The following is a 23,318-nucleotide window of genomic DNA, read 5'->3' as shown; positions in this document are numbered from 1 at the left end:
CCGATGAACCCCGCCCAACTGCGACGCGTCAATGCCGAAAGTTTTGCCCACTATCGTCAGGGCCTGATCGAGCTGCTGCTGGACGCTGTGGGTTATGGCGCAAGCGTCGGCTTCATGGCTGATCTGGATGCCACCCAGGCCCGCGCCTATTTCGATGAAGTGCAGGACAACCTGAACAAGGGCAACGTCTTGCTGTGGGTGGTGGTCAAGGACGAACAGGTGCAGGCCAGCGTGCAACTGGGCCTGTGCCAGAAGGCCAACGGCCTGAACCGCGCAGAAGTGCAGAAACTGCTGGTGCGCGAACAGGCCCGCCGGCGCGGCCTCGGCCAGCAGTTGATGGAAGCGCTGGAACTGACGGCCCGCCAGTACAAACGCGGCATGCTCTACCTCGACACCGAGGCCGGCTCCCCCGCCGAAGATTTCTACAAGGCCCTGGGTTACACCCGCGCCGGGGAAATCCCCGATTACGCCTGCGACCCGAACGGCACCTATCGCCCGACGGCCCTCTATTACAAAGTCCTGCAAGGAGCGAACTGATGATTCCCGGCGAATACCGGATCCAGCCCGGCGATATCGAACTCAACGTCGGTCGCCGCACGATCAGCCTGAAAGTGGCGAACAGCGGCGACCGGCCGATCCAGGTCGGCTCGCACTACCACTTCTTCGAAACCAACGACGCCCTGACCTTCGACCGCGCCGCCAGCCGTGGCATGCGCCTGAACATCCCGGCAGGCACCGCCGTGCGCTTCGAGCCGGGCCAGAGCCGCGAGGTGGAACTGGTGGATTACGCCGGGCATCGCCGGGTGTTCGGGTTTGCCGGGCGGGTCATGGGTGACCTCTGAATTTTGCAGTGCCCCCATCGCGAGCAGGCTCGCTCCCACATTAAACCGAGTTCCTCCAGCTGGAATCCGATCCCCTGTGGGAGCGAGCCTGCTCGCGAAAGTGAGCGCAGCGAACGATCTCAAAACCAATTGAATTCCAAGGCGAACACATGAAGATCTCGCGTCAAGCCTACGCCGACATGTTCGGCCCCACCGTCGGCGACAAGGTGCGCCTGGCCGACACCGAGCTGTGGATCGAAGTCGAACAGGACTTCACCACCTACGGCGAAGAAGTGAAATTCGGCGGCGGCAAAGTGATCCGTGACGGCCAGGGCCAGAGCCAGCTGCTGGCCGCCGAAGTGGTCGACACGCTGATCACCAACGCGCTGATCATCGACCACTGGGGCATCGTCAAGGCCGACGTCGGTCTCAAGGACGGGCGCATCGCCGCCATCGGCAAGGCCGGCAACCCGGACGTGCAGCCCGGCGTGACCATTGCCATCGGCGCCAGTACCGAAGTGATCGCCGGCGAAGGCATGATCCTCACCGCCGGCGGCATCGACACCCACATCCACTTCATCTGCCCGCAACAGATCGAAGAAGCGCTGATGAGCGGCGTCACCACCATGATCGGCGGCGGCACCGGGCCGGCCACCGGCACCAACGCAACGACCTGCACTTCCGGGCCATGGCACCTGGCGCGGATGCTCCAGGCGGCGGATGCGTTCCCGATGAACATCGGCCTCACCGGCAAGGGCAACGCCAGCCTGCCGGAGCCATTGATCGAACAGGTCAAGGCCGGCGCCATTGGCCTCAAGCTGCACGAAGACTGGGGCACCACCCCGGCGAGCATCGACAACTGCCTGAGCGTCGCTGACCAGTACGACGTGCAGGTGGCGATCCACACCGACACCCTCAACGAATCCGGTTTCGTCGAAACCACCCTCGGTGCGTTCAAGGGTCGCACCATTCACACCTATCACACCGAAGGTGCCGGTGGCGGCCACGCGCCGGACATTATCAAGGCCTGCGGCTTCGCCAACGTGCTGCCGAGTTCGACCAACCCGACCCGGCCGTTCACCCGCAACACCATCGACGAACACCTCGACATGCTGATGGTCTGTCACCACCTCGACCCGAGCATCGCCGAAGACGTGGCGTTCGCCGAGAGCCGCATCCGCCGCGAAACCATTGCCGCCGAAGACATCCTCCACGACCTCGGCGCATTCTCGATGATCAGCTCCGACAGCCAGGCCATGGGCCGCGTCGGCGAAGTCATCACGCGCACCTGGCAGACCGCCGACAAGATGAAAAAGCAGCGCGGCCCGCTGCCTCAGGACGGCGCAGGCAACGACAACTTCCGCGCCAAACGCTACATCGCCAAGTACACGATCAACCCGGCGATCACCCATGGCATCAGCCATGAAGTGGGTTCGGTGGAAGTCGGCAAATGGGCGGATCTGGTGCTCTGGCGCCCGGCGTTCTTCGGCGTGAAACCGACGCTGATCCTCAAGGGCGGCGCCATTGCCGCAAGCCTGATGGGCGACGCCAACGCTTCGATCCCCACCCCGCAACCGGTGCACTACCGCCCGATGTTCGCCAGTTACGGTGGCTCGCTGCACGCCACCAGCCTGACCTTCATCAGCCAGGCGGCGCAGGAATCCGGGCTGCCCGAAGCCTTGGGCCTGAAGAAGAAAATCGCCGTGGTCAAAGGTTGTCGCGACGTGCAGAAAACCGACCTGATCCACAACGATTACCTGCCGCAGATCGACGTCGACCCGCAGACCTATCAGGTCAAGGCCGATGGCGTGCTGCTCTGGTGCGAACCGGCCGAGACCCTGCCGATGGCCCAGCGTTACTTTCTGTTCTGAGACAAAACCCCGGTCGTCGATGCGATCGATGCCCGGGGTTTTGGCAGTCAGCGGGTCGACGTGTCCATCAGGTCCCGGGAAGTACTGCCGGTTCCGATGGGCATCGATTCCCCGGTCTCCAGGTGCGACAGCTCGATCAGTTTCAGATTGCGCCCAATGCTCCGTTCGACCTCAAGCATCTGTACCGCCTCCCGATAGGCTGCGCTGCTCACGTCCTCGTGTTGATTTTCGAGCCGTTCGAGTTGTTCATCGGCATCGCGGCCGAGCGCGGCAAACGCCTCCGGATATTTCTCGTTCAGGTATTGCACCCAGTATTCGCGGCTGATCAGGTCCTCATAGAACCGCTCGCTTTTCTCTGCCTGCACCACCGCAGCACGCGCGGCTGCCAGCTCATCGCCCCTGATCGGCCGGGCGAACCGCATATGGCTGGGCTGCCCCGGGAGCTGCAAACCATCCTCCCAGCCTGAGGTCAGGCCGATTCGATATTGCAGACGCACTTCCGCCGGGTCGGCATGACGGCTCATGCTGCGGGCGGCGAGTTTTTCCACCTCGCCCAGACGGAACAGTTGCCGTGACAGGTCGAGCAAGGCGCGCCCCTTGTCTGCAAGGCCGGGCTGCAAATGGCGCAAGGCGTTGTACTCGAACACCTTGACCTCGATTTCACTGAGCGCCAGGGTTCGCCCGTCGACACAAGTGGTGTGCGTGGTGGCCATGGAAAACAGCGTTTCGCGCAACTCATGACTGCCGTCGGCCGCCTTGATGATGTCCCAGACTCGCCGCGTCAGATCGGCACGAAACACCCGGAACTCTTCGGTATCCGGCATGCGTGACAGCAGATGAAAAAACGCCGCGTTGTCGGGTTCCGCTGCCAGCCGGTTCCACATCGCTCGATGGGAAGCGACGTCCTCGTGCGCAATGTTTTCAATCCACGGGGTGACCTGTTGTTCGAGGGCGCTTTCAGTCAGCGTCGAAAGCACCTCATCCATTTCCGGCTCACTGTCCGGGACTGCACCTTCGTCATCGCTTTCGGTGGTGCTGTCCAGGTCGTCGATCATCCGGTCGATGTCGGCATAGGTCATGCCCAGTACGTCGTGACGCCCATGGGCATCGGCATACGCACGCAACCGGACAAGACTCTGCTGCGATATTTCGTAATTCTCCGAGAGATTGCTTCCAGCGATCAGTGCCGCATGAGTGCCGTCATACAGTTCGGAAGGAATCGACGCGATTTCGTTGTTGCTCAAGTCGAGCGTTTGCAGAGTCGGGGATTGCAGCGCCCCGTCCGGCCAGGTGGTGAGCAGATTGTCTTGCAGATTCAGTCGCTCGAGCCGGCCGAGACGAGTGATGTCGAACGTGCGCAGGCTGTTATGGCTCAGATCCAGCCAACGCAGTTGCTCCAGTCTCTCAAGGAGCGGATACAGAGTCGTGGATTGCACAAGGCCGGTGAACGACAGTTCAAGCCGTTCCAGTTGACGCATCTGCGCGACGGGGTCCGGAATTGCCGACAAATGGTTGCCGCTAAGACTGAGCCGACGTAATTGCGTAAAAGCCTTGAGAAAGCCGCTGGAACCATTCGTGGTGAGCTTGACCCCGGACAGATTCAGACTGCTGACCGCAGGCATTGCTTCGTCCAGCTCAGGCAGGTTGCCCACTTGCAGGCCGTCCAGGCTCAACTCGCGATCCGTCACGCCGTTCCAGTCGATCGCACCTTCGCGCCAGCATTGGATGATGCGCTGCGCGGCGAGCTGGCGGCTGCGCGACGATACGACCCAATCCATGCCACGGGTTTCATGGGTGAACAGCCAGTCGTTCAGGCGTCGGGTCAGCGACTCGAACGACTGCTCCCAATTCACGATCCGGGCGCTGATCTGCGTCTCGGCCAGCCCGGCGTCCTGCATCCGTTCGATGGCCGTCTGCGCGCGGGCAGTGTCGTAATCCGGGCGCAACCGCTGCACGCGCGCGCCCCACGTCAACGGCCCCTCGTCCACCGGCACCGGCGGGAGCGGCAGCAGGCGTCGGGCAATCACCGAGCCGCTTTCCGTGGGCGGCGTACGATGACGCGGTTCCTCCAGAGCAAAGCGTTGCAACGAACCGGCGATCAGTCCCCTGCTGTCCTCGATCCGCCGTCGGGCGACGACTAGCTCGGCCTGTGCCTGCGGGCTCAACGGAGTACCGGTCAGGCTGGTGTCGAGCAACAACCGGTCACCGGCCAGCAGTGCATCGGGCAACGTCGTCAAGCGGCTGTCACTGAGATCGAGCCAGGTCAGCTCGGGCAATGCCTCGGCACCGACCGGCCATTGATCGACGGCGGTCTTGCTCAGGTCGAGCGCCTTCAGTCGGTTCATCCCGCGCAAATCAATACGGTTGAGCGGGTTGTCATGCAGGTTCAGGGTTTCGAGCGCCGGCAGATCGCCGGGCTCCAGCGGCAATGCCGAGAGATTGCAATGGCTCAGGTCCAGGGTGTCGATGCCACGGAAAGTACGGATGAAACCACGCATGTGTTCCAGCGGAGCCTCCAGCCCTGCCAGGTGCAAACTTCGGACGTGGCTGAACCCTTCGGTGGACAAGGTCGGCAGGCTGTCCATCGGCGAACCGAGAATATCCAGCACCGAGGCATCGTTGGGCAAACTGACGTAGAGGTTGAAAAACACGCTTTCGGTACGTGCACCAAAACGCTGAAACAACCCGCCACGCCAGCTGTTCTTCAGCGCCTCGGCCACCGCCGAACGTGCGGCACCGCCATTGAACACGGTCGGTCCGGGGCCGACCCACTCCTGCAACCGGTTCAGCTCGCCGAACTGCTCCCCCAGGGTTTCGATGGCCGCAAGCCGGCTGGTCGAGTCGGTGAATTGCGCTTTGAACCCATTGCTCAAGACATCGAACAGACTGGGTTCCATGCCGACAAAACGCTTGAGTTCGCCACGACAGTAATCAGCGACCATTTCATCCAGATCGACCAGATGACGCGGCTGACTGCGGATGAATTCGTAGATCGGCTTGAATACCCGACGCGGAAACTTCGACCAGTCCAGAGACAGGCCGGACAACAGTCGCTGGTGGCCTTCATAGATTTCCACCGGCAGGCTGTTGATTGCCGTCGAGCGCAGGTTCAGGCGCTCGAGCCGGGGCAGTTCCAGCACGCCGAGCGGCCATTGGTGCATTGCCGGGCTGGCGACTTCGAGCCTGCGTAACTGCCGCATGCCACTCATATCAAGTGTCGTCGGCACCACTGGATGCATCCCGCCACCGGTACAGTGCAACTCAAACTCTTCAAGCCGGATCAATTCCCGAAGCCGCGCCGCCACTTTCGCGGTAACCGGTGTCGACAGTTTCAGGCGAGTCATGTGCCGCAGCGACCTCAGTGTCGCGAGTACCTTGTCGAACTCTGCAATGCTCGCGCTCAGCGCCAGCCTCTCGATATTGGGAAATGCGGCGAGCGTATCGGCGACCGCCGGGGCACGCAGCGTCAGTTCGCGCACATGGGAGAAATCCGCCGATAGCGACGGCAACCGGGCGCCGCTGACGATCGTGAGGCTCGCCGCCTGAGGGTCGTGTTCGGCCAAGGGCGCGTTGCGCCAACTGTCCTTGATACCTTGCACACATCGCCTGAACTCATCTTCGGCGATGTGAAAGCGCGTGTCCTGCCCGGCAAGCCATCGGTCGAGCGTCGCTTCAAGCTCCCGCCACTCGCTCATGCGGTTGTTGAGCAGATGAAAGATCTGTTGGTCGGTCTTGCCCAGCCGCCATTGTTCAAGAATGAAACCCCGGGCCTGCGCGTCGCTCAATCGCGGATAGACATTCTGGACGTGGCCGGTCAACACCGGGTCCGGCCCTGGTCCATCGCCACTGGCCGGATACCCCAGCAAACCGGAAGCAATACGACGAGGCGGTCTGAACCGCCGGCCGGCGGACGAGGCGGATTGAAACACCCGCGCGCAATCAATGCGGTGAGCACCTGCGTAATCAATGATCGCGCGTTGCAACTCCCCGCTTTGCCCCACCTGTGGCAATCCGATCGAGCGCCGCGCCTCATCGGGCAGGGCATGCATCAGCGAAGCGTAAAAGTTGTCCCCTCTGACTGGCATACTGTTGAGTGTTTCGGCGCGGTCATTGAAGGCCTGCCAGGATGTGCCGTTCCTGACCACGAATTTGCGGTGCGACGCGGTCTCGTTGCCGATGCCATCGATCAGCGGCCCGCCGACACTGCCTTCGCGCAGCTCCAGACGTACGTCGTCGGGCCAGCCCGGAAGTCTGCTCAATGTGTGCAGCGCCAGTCGGGCGCTGTCGGTCGACGCCATGGTATCGCTGTGCAGCCCGGCCATGGCCCGGGTCAGGCGCCCTTCACCGGCATACCAGCGGCCGAGCTCCTGCAAATGCAGCGGAACCCGCGACGAACTGTCCAGCCGTGCAAGTTCCTCTGCATCCGCCTGTCGCAAGACGGCTTGCGCAGCCCGCTCTGTCAGGCCCGGCTGGATTCGCTGCAGCTTTGCGACACGGGGAGCAACAGGATCGCCGGTGCGTAAAAGGCGCTGGAACAGCGCCGGTTTGCGGTTCTCGGTAAAGTCGCCGATCTGCCTGGCCAGCTCCTGCGGTCTCATGGCCGCTACCCGTGCGGGTTCACCACCGAGCAATCGCACCACTTCGGCTTCATCCAGCGATGCCAGAATCCGCGCCGGCAACTCACCGTTAAGTACCTCGGCCCGGCTGACCCGGATCGGCGCCTTGCCACCGCGCCGTGTCCCGTAACGGCGCGCGGGCCCCGAAAAGTCGGGGGAGTCGTAGACCTTCAACTGCCTCCCCCACGGCCAGCGCGGCATCTCGGGCAGCAAGGGCAACACCTGCAGATAACGACCGTCGATGGGTTGCCGGCCGGCGATTTGTTCGACGATCAGTCCGCAATCCCTTTCAGCGCGGAACAAACCCATGGCGTCCGCCAGCTCCGGGGGTGGCAAGGCATTGTCCAGGTGCATCTTGCGCAGGGCGTCATCGCTGACACCGGCAACGTCGGCAACCGTAAGCAACTGCTCGTCGGCAAAGGCGTCCGTGCTGTGGCCGATGCGCCGCAGCAGTGTCAGGCGATCCCAGTCCTGCGGCCGCTCGAGCGTATGCCGCCAGGCACCGGCACCGTTGTGCGTCAACGTTGGCCGATACGCCTCGGGATCACGTGGATGTTCGATGCGCCATGCCTTGAGCGATTCGTCGTAAGTCTGCCGATAGGTCTTGCCCTCAAGCCGAATGTAGCGGTGTTGCCCGACTTCGTATTGCCCCAGCGCATTGGGCACCGAGCGCGAGTCCAGCGCGACAGGGCTCTCGTAAGCCTTCAGGTCGGGCTTCCACAAACGGAGCGTGCCATCGGGCATCTGCACTTGCTGCAGGTTCTCGATGACCGGCACCGACCTGGCCGCCGTCAGCCGGGCGAGACCTTTGCCAGCGCCTGCCATCAGGGCAATCAGTGCAAGGTTCTGCGCCACGTCGAGCAAATGCGCCTTCGCGGCCTTGCGGTCACCTTCACTCCATTCGATCGCCCCCTCAAAGGTTTCCTCGAACAGTTGCCCGGCCATCACCACCATCATCACTTCGCCCAGCACCGGCACGAACATCGAGACGCCCATCAATACCAGCATGCCAATGTTCGACAATGCAGCGAGTTTCGCTGAGCGCACGCGGGCGTCGACATCCGCCGTCGGCACAGCGTGGCTGCGGGCATCAGCGATCAACCGGTCGCGATGCTCATCGAACTGGTAACGCCAGAGGTCGATATTGTCCGACCAGATCCCGCCTCCCCGGTGGGGCAGGGAGTGCGGATCCAGATACGGATCGGCATTCGGCACCTGCCCGACCGGGCGCGCCGGCGGTAATTCGCGAATGCCGGTCAGGGCCATGTTGATCGGGTTCAGCGCCTTGAAAACCTCATTGGCCAGCGGCGCATAGGGTGCCAGCCGTTGAGCGAAGGTCCGGTCTGGTGTGTCGTCAGTGAACTGGCTGAAATAATGCGGTCGGTCAACATAGGCAACGAACCGACTGAAAAACCGCTGGTAGGCATTCGGCTCTGCAGGGTGAGTCTGTGTGCCGTCACGCGCTGTGAAGCGCTGCTTGAACATCGCCGCGATTTCCCGGCGCTTGTAACGCTTGAGCGGGTGATAGGGATCGCCGGGGATATACAGGATCGAATCGTCGCTGTAGCGGTATTTCTCGCAGATCGTGAACATCACGCAACCGGTCATGCGCCTGCCCATCAGGCTCAGATCGCGGAACCAGATCTGCCGGTGCCCCTGACGTGGTGCCAGCTCGCCATTGAGGACCGAGCGAATCGAGGCATAGTCGTCGCGTCCGATGTCGCCGTTGAGCAGCGCCAGTTCGGCAGCTGCACGCAATGCCGTCTTGTGGGCGTCGATAAACTTGTCGCGCAACACATGCCCGGCCACCGCGTCCCCGGGGTACAGGAACGCCTTGAGGTAATCCTGATACTTCGCCCCGATGTCGAGTGATCGGCACAGCCCTGTGAACTGCTCGACCGTCAGACGGGTATTCAACGGTTCCAGGGTTCCTGCAGTCGAGGTTTCGATGCGCAATCCCGAAGTTCGATGAAAGGCCCCGCTTTCACATTCCCGGGCTTCGAAGTTATGCAGCGCCGCTTGCAGCAGAGGCAGCTTCAGGACTTCGAAATAATCGATTTCGATGGAAAAAATCCCCATTTCCACCGGTTTGTTCAGCACCAGCCAGGTCTTGTTGACGTCAAGCGTCACGTTGAACCGGTCCTTGAGGGCCTTGGTCAGCAACGGCACTGCAAACTGATCGATGCCCTGGAAACCCGACATGGCCTTGTCCAGGTTTGCCTGAGCGGCGAGGCTGGCGGTCAGGGCATCACCCACGGTTTTGCGTTGATCGCGGGATGCGTGTCTGTACCAGTCCAGTGTGGCGGAATCGGCATGTTTCAAAGCCTCACGCTGGCGCTGCGAAGCGTTGATCAGCCACTCGGGACTGGACTGCTGCAGCAGGTCGGCGTGCAGACTTTGCGTCACAACCGGGCCCGGTGGCGCAACGGCGTCCAAAGAGGGTGAGGCGGCAGGGATGTCGGACATGGGTTCACTCCTTGAAATGGAGCGAAAGCAGACCATGGAGAACCGCCGTGGCTGAGGTACATATGTCTTGTCGCACGGCGTCTTGTCAGCGGAAATTTCAGGCCCGAGCGGCGCTTTCATTCCCGCACAAAGGGGCTAATATTCGAACGCCCCGCCTTGATTTTCCAGGAACCCGGTCATGCGTTTATCCGAATTCATCAGGCAACACGCGGATCACATCGTCGAGGAATGGGAACAGTTCGCCAGGACCATCACTCCGGCGGCCGACACCCTGGACCAGGCGGCGCTGCGCGACCATGCCAGGGCGATCCTGCTGGCCGCCGCCCGGGATATGGACACCGCACAGACCGCCAGCGAGCAAATCGCCAAGGCCAAGGGCGAAGGGCCGGAGAAAACCCCGAGCCTCGACGAGGCCGGCGCCAGCCACGGTGAGTTACGCCATACCGTGGGCTTCGACCTGGTGCAGATGACTTCGGAATTCCGCCACCTGCGCGCCTGCGTGATCCGCTTGTGGGTCGGCACGTTGCAGTCGCCGGACATGGCGTACTTCCAGGACATGATCCGTTTCAATGAAGCCATCGACGAAGCACTCGCCGAATCGACCGCCGCCTACGCCGAGCAGGTCAATCGTTCGCGGGACATCTTCCTCGCGATCCTCGGTCACGACCTGCGCGCACCGCTGCAAGCGGTCAGCATGTCGACCGAGCTGCTGATGCGTAAAACCACTCTGGAGGGCGATGCGCTGACCTGCGCATTGAATATCAAACACGGCGCGCGGCACATGGCGGCGATGGTCAGCGATCTGCTGGAACTGGTACGCAGCCGTCTGGGCAAGAGCCTGCCCATCGAACCGGCGCCGATGGACCTGGCCGACACGGTGCGAGCGGCCATCGCCGAAGCCTGCGCGGGCAATCCCGAATGCGATCCGACCCTGAAGATCGACGGCGATACCCGAGGTGTCTGGGATGCCGGACGGCTGGATCAGTTGCTGCAGAATCTGATCGGCAACGCCCTGCAACATGGTTCGAATCCGCGAGAAGTGATCGTGACCCTGCGCGGCGAGAACGACGCAGTACATCTGTCGGTGCACAACTATGGCGAGCCGATCCCGGATGAAGCCATCGGCACGATTTTCGATCCGCTGGTACGCAGCGCCGACGAAGAACTTGGCCAGCCGTCCACCAGCCTTGGCCTGGGGCTGTTCATCGTCAAGGAAGTGGTGACCGCCCACGGCGGGACGATCGAAGTCAGCTCAAGCGAAAACGAAGGGACGCTGTTCAGCGTAATGCTGCCAAGGAAGAGCTGAAGCGGTCACTCGACCACCAGCCGCCCCAACCGCTGACGCAGCATGCGGTTCTCGGCCCGCAGTTCCTTCACCTCTTCCAGCAGGTCCAGCGCCAGGGCGACGCCTTCCCACTCCAGCTCCAGGTCGCGCCGCAGCTTGGCGGCGCGTTTGGCCAGGGCCAGTTCGTAGTCGGTGAAGCGCCATTCCCGGGGCTGCGCGCCCTGAGGTTCGAGGATGCCGTGCTCGACGATTTCGATCACGTAGACGTCCGACAGATCGGCCGCCTCACAGAATTCTGCCATGTCCAGTTGAACGATCAGGGGGCTGCTCATGATGGGCTACTCCGTCGTCAGTATCAGAAGTTCTCTCGCGGATTGAAGGCGGCCTTCTTCGCCAGTTCCTGCCACAGCGCCTTGACGTCATCGCCGGCGGCCTTCGGCATCACGGCCTTGAGCTGGACGAACAGGTAGCCGCGTTCGCCGGCCTTGTTCTGCAGACCGTGGCCCTTGGCGCGCATGCGCTGGCCGTTCTGGCTGCCGGCCGGCACCTTGAGATTGATCTTGCCGGTCAGGGTCGGCACCGCCACCTCGGTGCCCAGCGCCAGTTCCCACGGTGCCAGCGGCAAGGTGATGATCAGGTTTTCGCCTTCGACATCGAATTTCGGGTGCGGCGCGAAACGAATCGTCAGGTACAGATCGCCATTGGCGCCGCCACCGATGCCCGGTGCGCCCTGGCCCTTGAGGCGGATGCGCTCGCCGTCGGTCACGCCCGCCGGGATCTTCACGTTCAGGCTCTTGCTGGTGTTGCTGACGTGCTGGCCGCTGGCGTTGTATTGCGGCACCTGGAAGCTGATCTTTTTCGATTCGTTCGACAGGGTTTCTTCCAGGAAAATCGGCAGTTCCAGTTCCACGTCTTGCCCTCGGCGCCCGGCGCTGCGAGATTGCCGGCCAGCGCCACCACCGAAACCGGGGCCGCGATTGCCAAAGATCGAACTGAAGAAGTCCGAGAAATCACCCGTATCGCCACCGCCGCCACCGAAGCCGCCACGGCTCTGCCAGCCCGGCGGGCCCTGGAACGGCTGACCGTGCTGGCCGTAGCGACGCAGGTCGTCGAATTCGGCGCGCTTGTCGGCGCTTTTCAGCGCTTCATAGGCTTCCGAGGCGTCCTTGAACTTGGCCTCGGCGTCTTTTTCCTTGCTGACATCGGGGTGGTATTTGCGCGCGAGCTTGCGATAGGCAGCCTTGATTGCCTTGTCGTCAGCCGTCGGCTCCACGCCGAGTATCTTGTAATAGTCTTTGAAGTCCATCGAAGGAATCACCATCCGTTATCGATTTCGCGCCGTTGCCAGCATGCGCCGATTCGCGCAAGGCCGGTTGACCGATCTCAAGGTTGTGACCGGGTGGCGCAGCAGAAGTTTATCGGCAGTGGACGGCGGTTCTTGCGACCGCCGGTGTGTCTGCCGGCCCATGCCAGCAAGTTTGGGGCAAAGCGCCGACTTTCAAGCAAGCTTAGACGCGAAATAGCGGATGACCGGCCTTCGAATCTGTCGCGCACTGACATACACTGCGCGGCCGTTTTTTTGACCGGAACCGAAAGACATGAAAGACGCCTCTCCAGCCCGTGCCTGCGGCATCGACTTTGGCACGTCCAACTCCACCGTCGGCTGGCTGCGCCCCGGCATGGAAACGATGATCGCGCTGGAAGACGACAAGATCACCCTGCCGTCGGTGGTCTTCTTCAACATCGAGGAGCGCCGCCCGGTTTACGGTCGCCTGGCGCTGCACGAATACCTGGAAGGCTACGAAGGCCGGCTGATGCGCTCGCTCAAGAGCCTGCTCGGTTCCAAGCTGATCAAGCACGACACCAGCGTCCTCGGCACCGCGATGCCGTTCAAGGACCTGCTCGGGCTGTTCATCGGCCAGCTCAAGAGCCGTGCCGAAGCCGCCGCCGGTCGTGAGTTCGAGCAGGTGGTGCTGGGCCGCCCGGTGTTCTTCGTCGACGACGACCCGCTGGCCGACCAGGAAGCCGAAGACACCCTGGTGGAAGTGGCGCGCAAGCTCGGTTTCAAGGACGTGTCGTTCCAGTACGAGCCGATTGCCGCGGCCTTCGACTACGAGTCGACCATCGAAAAGGAAGAGCTGGTACTGATCGTCGACATCGGCGGTGGTACGTCGGACTTCTCGCTGGTGCGCCTGTCGCCCGAGCGCCGGGGCATGGATAACCGTCACGACGACATTCTCGCCACTGGCGGCGTGCACATCGGCGGGACCGACTTCGACAAGCAACTGAGCCTGCAGGGCCTGATGCCGCTGTTCGGCTACGGCAGCCGCATGAAGAGCGGCGCGTTCATGCCGACCAGTCACCACATGAACCTGGCGACTTGGCACACCATCAACTCGGTGTATTCGCAGAAATCGACCCTGGCCCTGGGCAGCATGCGCTACGACATCGAGGACACCGGCGGCATTGACCGTCTGTTCAAGCTGATCGAACAGCGCGCCGGGCACTGGCTGGCGATGGAAGTGGAAGAAACCAAGATTCATCTGACCCACAACGACAGCCGCCATGTGCCGCTGGACCGGATCGAATCCGGGCTGAACGTCGAGTTGACCCGCGCCCTGTTCGAATCGGCCATCGAGGCGCAGCTTGAGCGCGTGCGTGGCAGCGTCACGCAATTGCTGGTGGACGCCAATGTGGCGGTAGGTCAGGTCGATACGGTGTTCTTCACCGGCGGTTCCAGCGGCATCCCGGCGTTGCGCAACAGCGTCTCGGCCATGCTGCCGAACGCGCGGCATGTGGAAGGCAATATCTTCGGCAGCATCGGCAGCGGTCTGGCAATTGAAGCCATGAAACGCTACGGCGTTTAAAGGCAGCCTCAAGTTGCAAGCTTCAAGCTACAAATAAAAGCAAAGGCAAGAGCGACCACCGCTCTTGCCTTTTTCTTGCGGCTTGCAGCTCAAAACTCGCAGCTGCTTTTAAACCATCCCGCCCAGCTTCAACTCACTCTTCAGATACGCGTAATAAATCGGTCCCGCCACCACCCCCGGCAGGCCGAACGCGGCCTCGAACACCAGCATCGCCAGCAGCAACTCCCAGGACTTGGCACTGATCTGCCCGCCGACAATGCGCGCGTTGAGGAAGTATTCGAGCTTGTGGATAAAGATCAGGTAGCCCAGCGCGGCAACCGCCACCCAGATCGACAGCGACAGGCCGACGATGGTGATCAGCGTGTTCGACATCAGATTGCCGATCACCGGCAACAGGCCGAGCAGGAACGTCAGCACGATCAGGGTCTTGGTCAGCGGCAGCTTGATCCCGAACAGCGGCAGGATCACCGCAAGGAAGATCCCGGTGAAGAAGGTGTTGAGCAGGGAAATCTTGATCTGCGCGAAGACAATGTTGCGAAACGCCTGAACCAGCAGGTGCAGACGGTCGAACAGTGCGGCCGCCAGCGGCTTGCGCTTGGTGACGTCCGGCACGCGCTGCAGGGCGATGATTGCGCCGAGCACCATGCCGATCAGCAGGGTCACGAACATGTGCGCCGCGTCCTTGCCCACCAGTTGCAGCTCGGACAGATGCTTGCTCGCCCATTCACCGATGGCCACACGGAACTCGGCGGCGCTGGCGGGCAGATAGCTGTCCAGAAACGGCGGCAGTTGCCCCCGCGCACGGTCAACCACACCCATGAATTTGTCGAGGGAAGCCCCGGGATTTTCCGCCTCGTGCAGCAGGAAACTGATCGCCCCGGCAAAGATCAGCGCCAGCACACTCACCACCAGCGTGCCCAGCAATGCCACCGCCAGCCAACGTGCGCGGCGGCCTTCGATCAGCCGTTGCAGTTGCGGAGTGAGCATGTTGACCAGCTCGAACACCAGCAGACCGGCCAGCAGACTGGGCAATAGACGCAACGGCAGCACCAGCAGCAAACCGCCGAAAATGATGATGCAACTGACCCAGAACACAACATGACGCTCAGAAAACGTTGGCATACAGCCTCAAAACGAACGGCGTAAAAGGATTGGCAGTCTGCCAGCGATCCGGCGCCGAAGCGAGCGGATGCCCTGCCGCTCGCTGCGATCTGTCGATCTTATTTTTTCTTCAGACAATCACTCATGAACGCCTTGCGCGCATCGCCGGTCAGCGCCTTGGTCTTGGCATCGGCATTACAGGTCTTCATCTTTTCCTGCTGCGGGGTCAGGGTCTTGGCGTCATTGGCCGCCGGCGCTGCCTTCAGGCAGGTGCTCATGAAGGCTTTGCGCTCGTCGCCCTTCAGGCTCTTGGCCGTGGCGTCGGCGTTGCAGGTGGTCATCTTGTTCTGTTGCGCCGTGGCGGCGAAACCCTGGGAACACAGCAGCAGACCGATCATCAACAAAGGGACACGCAGCATCTTCATGGAGTTTTCTCCTTGTCGCCGCATCGATGGATACGGCCTCCGGCTGAGTGTAGTCAAAGCTTGTTACACCTTCCTGCTCTCCAGGTGACTGCGCCGGTATTGCTCCGGCGTACACCCGGCCTGACGGGCGAACATGGCGATGAACGCCGAGCCGCTGCTGTAGCCGAGATCGAAGGCGATTTCCTGCACGCTGCGCGAACTCTCCAGCGCCTCGATGGCGGCGAGATAGCGCAGGCGCTGGCGCCACTCGCCGAAACTCATCCCCAACTCACGCACAAACTGCCGGGCCAGGGTGCGTTCGCTGACATGCACCTGCGCCGCCCAGTGCGCCAGCGGCTCGTTGTTGCCGGGCTCGGCCTGCAGGGTTTCGAGAATGGTCAACAAACCGGAGCTGCTGGCATAGGGCAAATAACATTGATGAACCGGCGCCTGGCGCAGTTGATCCACCAGCACCTGGGCCAGGCGCTGGTTGGCGTCGAACGCGGGGATCTTCACATCCCGGGCGGCGAAGTCCTTGAGGATGGCCTTGAGAATATCGCTGATCGCCAGCGTGCAAGCCTGCGCCGGCAAGTCCGCGCAGACCTCGGGCGCCAGGCACACCGCCCGGTAATTCACCGGCTGATGGCTGTAGAAACTGTGCTCGACCTGCGGCGGCACCCACACCGCGTATTGCGGCGGCGACATGAAGCGGCTGCCGTCGACATCCATGTGCAGCACGCCGTGGGCCGCGTACTCCAGCGTGCCCCACGGGTGGCGGTGCGGCGCGGCGTATTCGTGGGCGTTGAAGTCGGCGTAGCGGAAGTACACCGCCGACGGCAATTCGCTGAAATCCAGCAGATCGATGTGTTTACTGTTCATGCTGTCCGGAATCAGAGGCAGGTTGTCCGGTTCGCAGTATAGGCCTGCATCCAGACAGGGGATAATCACCGTTCATCAACGTACTGGTTTCTCCTCCCATGCAATACGCGTTTCCCCTGCTGGCGATTTTCATCTGGGCCGGCAACACCGTGATCAACAAGCTGGCTGTCGGCGCGATCTTCCCCGCCGAAATCGGCTTCTATCGCTGGCTGCTCGCCGGCCTGCTGTTCACCCCGTTCATGCTCAAGAAGGTAATTGAACACTGGCCGCAGATCCGCCCGAACCTGGGCAAGATCTTCATCCTCGGCGTACTGGGCATGGCGGTCTATCAGAGCCTGGCCTACTTCGCCGCGACCATGACCAGCGCCACCAACATGGGCATCATCCTGTCGTTGATGCCGCTGATGTCGCTGGCCATGGCAATCATCAGCCTCGGCCAGCGCCTGACCGCCGGCGCGCTGGTCGGTGCGGTGCTGTCATTCGCCGGCGTGCTGGTAGTGGTGTCGTCCGGCAGCCTCGGCGCACTGCTGCAACACGGGGTGAACCTGGGTGACGCGATGATGCTGATTGCCACCCTCGCCTACGCGATCTACAGCACCCTGCTGAAAAAATGGCAGCTGCGCCTGCCGCCGCTGGTGTTGCTGTACCTGCAGGTGCTGGTGGCGGTGGTGGTGCTGTTTCCGCTGTATGCCATGTCGCCGAAAACCGGCCTGACCCTGCAGAACATTCCGCTGGTGCTGTACGCGTGCCTGCTGGCCTCGATGCTTGCGCCACTGGCGTGGATGCAGGCCGTGCAGCGTCTGGGGCCGAGCCGGACCACGCTGTTCTTCAACCTGTTGCCGTTGATCACCGCGCTGATTGCAGCGGTGGTGTTGAAGGAACAACTGGCGATGTATCACCTGGTCGGGGGCTTGCTGACGCTGGGCGGGGTGATTCTTTCCGAGCGCTGGACCACCGTCCTCGGTCGCTCCCGTACCCCGAGCGCCGCCTAGACCCCGGCGGCTTTCAACCGCGCGGCATGCTCGACGAACAGCCGCACCGGGTCCGCGCCTTTGCCGACCAGTCCCAGCGACTGGTTGACGATGTCGAAGTGATCCATCGGGTAGTCATCGCCGATGACCGTTCCCAGGTGCGAGCTGTAGCGTCCGACCATGCCGTCGCACTGTCCCGGCTCGCGCACGAAGGTTTTGGCGAACAACCGGCAACTGCGGTTGGTGCCGTCGAACAGGTTGCCGCCACGGTCGGTCTTGCCCGGCTGCAAGGTGCCGGACCATGAGTAATAACGCACGCCGTTGACCTCTTCCGGCCCGTGCCCGCCCCACGTATCAGGCAGGCCCTGTGGATAACGCTGGTTGAACAGCGCCACGCCTTCGGTGGTCAGGGAATGGTGTGAGGCGTGGATATCCACCGGCAGTTTCGGCCCGTGGTAACCGGTTTCCATAAGTGCCATCAGCCAGCCGACAAACCGCAGCAGCGTTTCGAGGATGCGGCCCCGGGCACTGTCCGCCGGATAGTGTTTCGCCAGATAGTCGGCCAGCTCCGAACCATGATTGGGCCCGGCTACCGAGGTCACCGAGGCCACCAGATCCGGGCGTTTGGCCGCCGCATAACGCGCCGTCAACGAGCCCTGGCTATGGCCGAACAGATTGACCTTCGCTGCACCCGTCTCGCGCAGGATTTCATCGATGCGCGCCAGCAACTGCTCGCCGCGCACTTCGGTGGAATTGAGCGGCGACACCTGCACCGCAATCACCGTCGCCCCACCCCGGCGCAACGCTTTGATGATTCCGTACCAGTACGGGTACAGCACCAGACGGATGAAACCGAGCATTCCCGGCACCAGCACCAGTGGATAACGTGTGGCCGAATCCTGCGACATGGGCAGACATCCCTGTGGTCGGTGGGTGGAGGCATGACGTGCAAAACGCCCGCCAAGCATCCTCCTCGATGATGACAACTCCACGACCAGCCTACTTCAGCCCCACCACCCCCGCCACAATCAGCCCTACCGACAACAATTTCACCAGCGTCAGGCTCTCGCCCAGCAGCGCGAAACCGAGAAACACCGTGCCGAGCGAGCCGATGGCGGTCCAGATCGGGTAGGCGATGCTCACCGGCAGCTCGCGCATGGCCAGGGTCAGGAAATAAACCCCACCCACCGCCGCGACCACGGTTATCAGCGACGGCCAGAGCCGGGTGAAACCTTCGGCGTATTTCATGCCCATGGCGAAGGTGACTTCGAACCCGGCGGCAATCAGCAAAAACAGCCAGGCCACCTAGAACTCCCGGGCCAGGTCGAGCAAGCGCTGCTCGGCCTCGGCCACCGACACCGCAAAGGTGCGTTCGGCGGATTCTTCGCCCTCGGCCGCGACCACCGTGACGTCGTTGATGCCGATGAACCCCAGCGCCGTGCGCAGCCACGGGTCGGCGTGGTTCAGCGCCTCCAGCTCGCCGCCCGGGCCGAAACCGAAGCCACCGCGACTGGTGACAATCAGCGCTCTCTTTCCCTTCAGCAGCGGCGTGTACTGGGCGACGCCATTGTCCAGGGTGTGGTCGAAGGTCAGGCCCAGACGCACGATCTGATCGACCCAGGCCTTGAGGCCGCTGGGCACATTGAAGTTGTACATCGGCGTGGAAATCAGCAGCAGGTCGTGATCGAACAACTCCCCCACCAGTTGATCGCTGAGGGCCAGATCGGCCTGCATCGACAGCGGCCGGGCCTCGGGTTCCGGGTAAAACGCCGCGGCGACAAACGCCTCGTTGACCGCAGGAATCAGTGCACGCCCCACCTCACGGCGGGTGACTTGTGCCTGTGGATGACGGACTTGCCAGGCACTGAGAAAACTTTCCGCCAGGCGACGCGAATGGGAACGCTCACCGCGTGGGCTGGCATGGATCGCAAGAATCTTGCTCATCTGAAACTCCTTGGGACTAGACTTGAGTGACTGTGTGGCGCCAGATTGCAGGCATCACTTCTTCACCTCAAATGAGCAAAAATCAGTCTGGATGAGTTCATTTCATCCGTGGAGTTTTCCATGTTCGCTTCACTGCCACTGACCGCCCTGCGCGCCTTCGAATCCGCTTCTCGGCTGTTGAGCTTCAAGGCGGCCGCCGAAGAACTGGCGGTGACGCCGACGGCGATTTCCCATCAGATCCGCTCGCTGGAGGACTGGCTCGGCGTGGCGCTGTTCGAACGCCTGCCGCGTCAAGTGCGCCTGACCGAGGGCGGCGAGCGGCTGTTCCGCAGCCTGCACGGCGCGCTATTGGAAGTGGCACAAAGCGTCGACACCCTGCGCCCGCAGCGCAGCGGCAGCAGCCTGACGCTGTCGACCACCGCCGCGTTCGCCGCCCTGTGGCTGGTGCCGCGACTGGGGCGGTTTTACGCGAAGCATCCGAACATCAATGTGCGGCTGGACACCCATTGCGAAGTGATCGACCTGCACCAGGACGCCAGCGTCGATCTGGTGCTGCGCTACACCCTCGACGATTACCCGAACCTCTACGGGTTGTGCCTGTTCGATGAATCGTTCGGCGTGTACGGCTCGCCGGAACAAGTGGCGCTGGCCGCCCGTCGCACACCGGCGCTGATCAGCGTGCACTGGCATAACTCGAAGCTCTATGCCCATGGCTGGGAAGCGTGGTGCGGCAAGTCGGGTGAGAACTGGATAAACCAGCATCCGGTGATCCGTGAATACGACGAAGAGCACTACGCCCTGCAAGCGGCCATCGCCGGGCAAGGACTGGTGCTGGCGAGCAATATTCTGGTGTCGGAAAGCATCGCCAGCGGTTTGCTGGTGCCTTACAAGGCCGAGGTTCAGGTCGATGGTGCGGGCTACAGCGCACTGTGCGTGCCGGGTCGCGAACGTCATCCGCCGGTGCGCGCATTCTTCGCCTGGTTGCAGGAAGAAGCGCAGTTGTCCGGGCTGACGCCGAGATCGCCGAAAAATACATAAAACTTTTTGCAGCGCGCATCACTCACAACCTGGGTAGCGATCACGTCGGCAGAACGTGGCGCCAATCGGATTAGCCTCCAGGAGACTGAAATGAGTGACCTGCATTTGTCTGATGTTCAAACCCTGCGCGAGCGCGCACGACAACACGTCGAAAACGGCGCAGTGACCGAAAGCTACAGCGCCAATCGAGAAGAAGTGCTGCGTCTGCTCAACGAATCGCTGGCCACCGAACTGGTCTGCGTCTTGCGCTACAAGCGCCACTACTTCATGGCCAACGGCTTGAAGGCCAACGTCGCCGCCGATGAATTTCTCGAGCACGCCACTCAGGAAGCGGCTCACGCCGACCGCCTCGCCGAGCGCATCGTGCAGCTGGGCGGCGAGCCCGAGTTCAACCCGGATCTGCTGTCGAAGATGTCCCACGCGCAATACGTGGCCGGCAAAACCCTGAAGGAAATGGTCTACGAAGACCTGGTGGCCGAGCGGATCGCCATCGACAGCTATCGCGAGATCATCCAGTACATTGGCGAAAAGGATCCGACTACCCGGCGGATCTTTGAAGACATCCTGGCTCAGGAAGAAGAGCATGCGGATGACATGGCGGACATCCTGAAAGACCTCTGATATCTCCAGATCCAATCGCGGGCAAGCCCGCTCCCACAGGTTTTCACTGAACCTGTGGGAGCGGGCTTGCCCGCGATAGCTTTCTGATAAACGCTAGAGAATCATTTGGTGGGTTTGACGGTCACGGGTGCCTTGCCCGCCTTCATCTGCTCCAGCAACGGCGCGCACTGGTTCGGCTCACCACCGCTCGGCGCCACTAGCGCCAGCAGCCCCGCCGCCGGCGCGGCGATCACGCCCAGCGCTACCATGCCCGCCCCGCGCAGCATCAGCGGCACCGCTTTCACACCGGCATCCGGCTTGATGAACTTGCCGCGCACGTACAGCGGCGAACGCAGGGAAATCAGACGCCAGCCCTTGGATTCCGGCGTCACCGTCAGGTCCAGTTGCTCGGTGGCCATGTTCGCGGTGCCGTCGATGTAGATGATCGCGTTCTCGGTATCGAACACGAACAGCCGCGTGGTCGCCAGGCCGGTCTTGATGTCGAAGTCCGCCGCTGCGCAATTGATCTTCACTTCCTTGTCGCCAAAGACCTTGCCGACCACGTAGTTGCCGACGTTGAGTCCCGCCAGTTCCATCAACTCACGGCTGATTGCGCCGTCGTTGATCAACATCTTCAGATTGCCGTTGGCGCCACCCAGCAGTTTGGCCACCGAGTTGCCGCGACCGCTGATATCGGCATCGCCATTGAGTTCGCCGAAACTGGTTTTCATCGGTTCGAAGGTCGGAAACAGCTGCTTGAGTTTGAACTTGCGCGCGGTCAGTTTCGCCCGGCCTTCCAGTGGCTCGGTGCGGCCGTTGAGACGGATCTGCGCATCCAGGTTGCCGCCGGCCACGCCGAAGCGCAGCGGTTCCAGGCTCAGTTCGCCGTCGTTGAGCTTGAGGTGGGTATAGAGGTCGGTGAACGGCAGCTTCTCACTGTGGACGATGCGTTTGCCGGTGAATTCGACGTCGGCGTCCATCGCCCGCCAACGGTCAGTCTTGAACTCTTCCACCGGCAGAACCTTGTCCGCCGGTTGCTTGCTCTCACCGCCGCGAGCCTTTTGCTTGTCGTTGGAATCAGCGCCAATCAGCGGCGCGAGGTCGGCGAACAGCAGTTGATTGGACAGCAACGCCCCGCTGAGTTTGGGCCGTGGCTGGCTGGCGACGTAGGCGAGGTCGCCGTGAATGTCGCTGCCGCCGATCTTGCCGTTGAACTGCTCGTAGCGGAACTGCGCGCCGTCCGGCTCATGCAGCTTGGCGATCAGATGACCGTCGGTGGAATACGGCGGCGTGTCCGGCAGGGTCACGCCGGTCAGCGGATAGAGATTGCCGAGGCTGGCACCCGCCAGTTTCAGGCGCAGGTCGAGGGCGCCGAGGTTGAGCGGATCGGTCAGGGTGCCGGCGAGCTCGATGCTGGTGTCGCCGATCTTCGCCTGGGCCTGCAGCGGGAACGGTTTGGCCGCATCCTGCAGCGCCAGCAGGCCGCCGACCTTGCCTTGTCCGGTGAGTTTCTGACCGTGGTACTGGCCGGTGACTTTCAGTGCAAAAGCGTAATCCTGCGGTGCGCCGCCCTTTTCCAGTGCGGTTTTCGCCGCTTTGTCGCCGACGATTTCGCTGAAGGGAATCGGTTTGCCCAGCGGATCGATCAACAGGTCGAGGTTGGTCTTGAGGGTCTGGTCATCCAGGGTGACGTGTCCCTTGTCGAAACCGATGGCGCCGATATCCACCACCCAGTTCGACGGTTCCGCATTCGGGTCCTTGGGATCGAATTTGAACGTCCAGTTGGCGCGACCGTCGGCCAGGCGCTGCAATTGGGCGTTGGGTTCGGTCAGGTCGATGCGCGGGATCGTCACCCGTTGCGCCAACAACGCCAGCGGCGAAATTCGCAACTCGACCTTTTTGAGGGTGACCATCTGCGGCTGCTTCGACCAGTCCGGGTTACCCAGGGTCAGGTCTTCGGCCACCACATGGGGCCACGGCACCCAGGCGCGCCAGCCGCCCTCGTCCGGCTCGCGCTGCCAGACCACGGCGAGGTTGCCATTGATGGCGAACGCTCGGTGCAGTTCTTCCGAAACTTTGGCGTTGAGCGGCGGTTTGATCCGGTTCCAGTCGAAGAACACGATGATCAGGACCAGCACCGCCAGCAACAGCACGAGGGTGGCGAAGGTCCAGGCGAAGATTTTACGGGTGCGCGTCATGCACAAAGCTCCTGAAAACGACTGCGGATCGACGCCGCTGATACAACGGGCCTTGCAAGGCCCTCATGAAATCTACGACTGACAAACCGCCCGCAGGTTTAATCGAAAGCCCCATCGGGGCCAAAAAACGGTGGCCATTCTGACCGATCGGTCGAATCGGCGTTACCGGCCCCGCACTTTTGCGGGGCGCAAGTGGGTGGAAAATACCCACCTCAGTGCAAAACCGCCCGCCTGAAACGCCCGAGCTAGAGCCTCCC

The 23,318-nt window shown here is 62.2% G+C and carries 18 protein-coding genes; 8 read left to right on the top strand and 10 right to left on the bottom strand.

Annotation, left to right across the window (positions count from 1 at the left end; genetic code table 11):
* Positions 1-3: 3 nt before the first annotated feature.
* From DLD99_RS03255 to ureC, 3 genes are all read left to right on the top strand, one after another.
* Entirely contained in the window at positions 4-537 is a 534-nt protein-coding gene (locus DLD99_RS03255) for a GNAT family N-acetyltransferase (protein ID WP_085711198.1), read from the top strand.
* Positions 537-842 carry an urease subunit beta gene (locus tag DLD99_RS03250; RefSeq protein WP_096819774.1) on the top strand — a complete coding sequence of 102 codons (306 nt, stop codon included), beginning with the start codon at positions 537-539 and terminating at the stop codon, positions 840-842. Before DLD99_RS03255 ends, DLD99_RS03250 begins: the two co-directional genes overlap by 1 nt.
* Positions 843-991: 149 nt before the next feature.
* On the top strand, positions 992-2,692 hold the full coding sequence (ureC, locus tag DLD99_RS03245; protein WP_114881246.1) for an urease subunit alpha: 1,701 nt from the start codon (positions 992-994) through the stop codon (positions 2,690-2,692).
* A gap of 47 nt (positions 2,693-2,739) precedes the next feature.
* Here the strand turns inward: ureC and DLD99_RS03240 are convergent, their stop codons facing one another.
* Positions 2,740-9,774 carry an NEL-type E3 ubiquitin ligase domain-containing protein gene (locus DLD99_RS03240; RefSeq protein WP_162803451.1) on the bottom strand — a complete coding sequence of 2,345 codons (7,035 nt, stop codon included), beginning with the start codon at positions 9,772-9,774 and terminating at the stop codon, positions 2,740-2,742.
* Between the two features lie 178 nt (positions 9,775-9,952).
* Between DLD99_RS03240 and DLD99_RS03235 the strand changes: the two genes are divergently transcribed.
* Positions 9,953-11,080 (top strand): sensor histidine kinase, encoded by a 1,128-nt coding sequence (locus DLD99_RS03235; protein ID WP_114881244.1) that lies wholly within the window; start codon positions 9,953-9,955, stop codon positions 11,078-11,080.
* Positions 11,081-11,085: 5 nt separating this feature from the next.
* On the opposite strand, the gene DLD99_RS03230 is transcribed toward DLD99_RS03235, so the two are convergent.
* Positions 11,086-11,391, bottom strand: a complete 306-nt coding sequence (locus DLD99_RS03230; RefSeq protein ID WP_085711194.1) for a chaperone modulator CbpM — start codon at positions 11,389-11,391, stop codon at positions 11,086-11,088.
* A gap of 23 nt (positions 11,392-11,414) precedes the next feature.
* Positions 11,415-12,365 (bottom strand): DnaJ C-terminal domain-containing protein, encoded by a 951-nt coding sequence (locus DLD99_RS03225; RefSeq protein WP_114886567.1) that lies wholly within the window; start codon positions 12,363-12,365, stop codon positions 11,415-11,417.
* A gap of 292 nt (positions 12,366-12,657) precedes the next feature.
* Between DLD99_RS03225 and DLD99_RS03220 the strand changes: the two genes are divergently transcribed.
* A complete protein-coding gene (locus DLD99_RS03220) occupies positions 12,658-13,926 on the top strand; it encodes an Hsp70 family protein (protein WP_114881243.1) in 1,269 nt (422 codons plus the stop codon).
* Between the two features lie 108 nt (positions 13,927-14,034).
* On the opposite strand, the gene DLD99_RS03215 is transcribed toward DLD99_RS03220, so the two are convergent.
* The 3 genes from DLD99_RS03215 to DLD99_RS03205 all read right to left on the bottom strand — a co-directional run bounded on the left by DLD99_RS03215 (position 14,035) and on the right by DLD99_RS03205 (position 16,310).
* Positions 14,035-15,048 (bottom strand): AI-2E family transporter, encoded by a 1,014-nt coding sequence (locus DLD99_RS03215; protein ID WP_085711192.1) that lies wholly within the window; start codon positions 15,046-15,048, stop codon positions 14,035-14,037.
* 98 nt (positions 15,049-15,146) lie between these two features.
* Positions 15,147-15,452, bottom strand: coding sequence for a PsiF family protein (locus DLD99_RS03210; RefSeq protein ID WP_065258819.1), 306 nt, complete (start codon positions 15,450-15,452; stop codon positions 15,147-15,149).
* A 63-nt stretch (positions 15,453-15,515) separates the two neighbouring features.
* A complete protein-coding gene (locus tag DLD99_RS03205) occupies positions 15,516-16,310 on the bottom strand; it encodes an AraC family transcriptional regulator (RefSeq protein WP_114886565.1) in 795 nt (264 codons plus the stop codon).
* 98 nt (positions 16,311-16,408) lie between these two features.
* On the opposite strand from DLD99_RS03205, the gene DLD99_RS03200 reads away from it, so the two are divergent.
* On the top strand, positions 16,409-17,302 hold the full coding sequence (locus DLD99_RS03200) for a DMT family transporter (RefSeq protein ID WP_114881242.1): 894 nt from the start codon (positions 16,409-16,411) through the stop codon (positions 17,300-17,302).
* Here DLD99_RS03200 and DLD99_RS03195 read toward each other — a convergent pair.
* From DLD99_RS03195 to DLD99_RS03185, 3 genes are all read right to left on the bottom strand, one after another.
* Positions 17,299-18,189: an esterase/lipase family protein gene (locus DLD99_RS03195; RefSeq protein ID WP_114881241.1), complete on the bottom strand. Its 891-nt coding sequence runs from the start codon at positions 18,187-18,189 to the stop codon at positions 17,299-17,301. The two genes, DLD99_RS03200 and DLD99_RS03195, sit on opposite strands and share 4 nt — an antisense overlap.
* Before the next feature lie 91 nt (positions 18,190-18,280).
* A complete protein-coding gene (locus DLD99_RS03190; protein WP_011332220.1) occupies positions 18,281-18,586 on the bottom strand; it encodes a DMT family transporter in 306 nt (101 codons plus the stop codon).
* Complete coding sequence (locus DLD99_RS03185; RefSeq protein ID WP_114881240.1) at positions 18,587-19,225, bottom strand: FMN-dependent NADH-azoreductase; 639 nt, start codon at positions 19,223-19,225, stop codon at positions 18,587-18,589.
* A gap of 108 nt (positions 19,226-19,333) precedes the next feature.
* Between DLD99_RS03185 and DLD99_RS03180 the strand changes: the two genes are divergently transcribed.
* On the top strand, positions 19,334-20,263 hold the full coding sequence (locus DLD99_RS03180; protein WP_162803450.1) for a LysR substrate-binding domain-containing protein: 930 nt from the start codon (positions 19,334-19,336) through the stop codon (positions 20,261-20,263).
* Positions 20,264-20,353: 90 nt separating this feature from the next.
* Positions 20,354-20,884, top strand: a complete 531-nt coding sequence (locus DLD99_RS03175; RefSeq protein ID WP_085711185.1) for a ferritin-like domain-containing protein — start codon at positions 20,354-20,356, stop codon at positions 20,882-20,884.
* 101 nt (positions 20,885-20,985) lie between these two features.
* On the opposite strand, the gene DLD99_RS03170 is transcribed toward DLD99_RS03175, so the two are convergent.
* Positions 20,986-23,061 carry an AsmA family protein gene (locus tag DLD99_RS03170; protein ID WP_085711184.1) on the bottom strand — a complete coding sequence of 692 codons (2,076 nt, stop codon included), beginning with the start codon at positions 23,059-23,061 and terminating at the stop codon, positions 20,986-20,988.
* Between the last annotated feature and the right edge of the window lie 257 nt (positions 23,062-23,318).

It is taken from the genome of Pseudomonas kribbensis (genome assembly GCF_003352185.1).
GTDB lineage: Bacteria > Pseudomonadota > Gammaproteobacteria > Pseudomonadales > Pseudomonadaceae > Aquipseudomonas > Aquipseudomonas kribbensis.
The sequence above is the reverse complement of the archived record's forward strand: the minus strand, read 5'-3'. Positions and strand labels throughout refer to the sequence as shown.

Coding starts and splice junctions, on each gene's coding strand:
- DLD99_RS03255 (WP_085711198.1), top strand. CDS start 4: ATGAACCCCGCCCAACTGCGACGCGTCAATGCCGAAAGTTTTGCCCAC.
- DLD99_RS03250 (WP_096819774.1), top strand. CDS start 537: ATGATTCCCGGCGAATACCGGATCCAGCCCGGCGATATCGAACTCAAC.
- ureC (WP_114881246.1), top strand. CDS start 992: ATGAAGATCTCGCGTCAAGCCTACGCCGACATGTTCGGCCCCACCGTC.
- DLD99_RS03240 (WP_162803451.1), bottom strand. CDS start 9,774: ATGTCCGACATCCCTGCCGCCTCACCCTCTTTGGACGCCGTTGCGCCA.
- DLD99_RS03235 (WP_114881244.1), top strand. CDS start 9,953: ATGCGTTTATCCGAATTCATCAGGCAACACGCGGATCACATCGTCGAG.
- DLD99_RS03230 (WP_085711194.1), bottom strand. CDS start 11,391: ATGAGCAGCCCCCTGATCGTTCAACTGGACATGGCAGAATTCTGTGAG.
- DLD99_RS03225 (WP_114886567.1), bottom strand. CDS start 12,365: ATGGACTTCAAAGACTATTACAAGATACTCGGCGTGGAGCCGACGGCT.
- DLD99_RS03220 (WP_114881243.1), top strand. CDS start 12,658: ATGAAAGACGCCTCTCCAGCCCGTGCCTGCGGCATCGACTTTGGCACG.
- DLD99_RS03215 (WP_085711192.1), bottom strand. CDS start 15,048: ATGCCAACGTTTTCTGAGCGTCATGTTGTGTTCTGGGTCAGTTGCATC.
- DLD99_RS03210 (WP_065258819.1), bottom strand. CDS start 15,452: ATGAAGATGCTGCGTGTCCCTTTGTTGATGATCGGTCTGCTGCTGTGT.
- DLD99_RS03205 (WP_114886565.1), bottom strand. CDS start 16,310: ATGAACAGTAAACACATCGATCTGCTGGATTTCAGCGAATTGCCGTCG.
- DLD99_RS03200 (WP_114881242.1), top strand. CDS start 16,409: ATGCAATACGCGTTTCCCCTGCTGGCGATTTTCATCTGGGCCGGCAAC.
- DLD99_RS03195 (WP_114881241.1), bottom strand. CDS start 18,189: ATGTCGCAGGATTCGGCCACACGTTATCCACTGGTGCTGGTGCCGGGA.
- DLD99_RS03185 (WP_114881240.1), bottom strand. CDS start 19,225: ATGAGCAAGATTCTTGCGATCCATGCCAGCCCACGCGGTGAGCGTTCC.
- DLD99_RS03175 (WP_085711185.1), top strand. CDS start 20,354: ATGAGTGACCTGCATTTGTCTGATGTTCAAACCCTGCGCGAGCGCGCA.
- DLD99_RS03170 (WP_085711184.1), bottom strand. CDS start 23,061: ATGACGCGCACCCGTAAAATCTTCGCCTGGACCTTCGCCACCCTCGTG.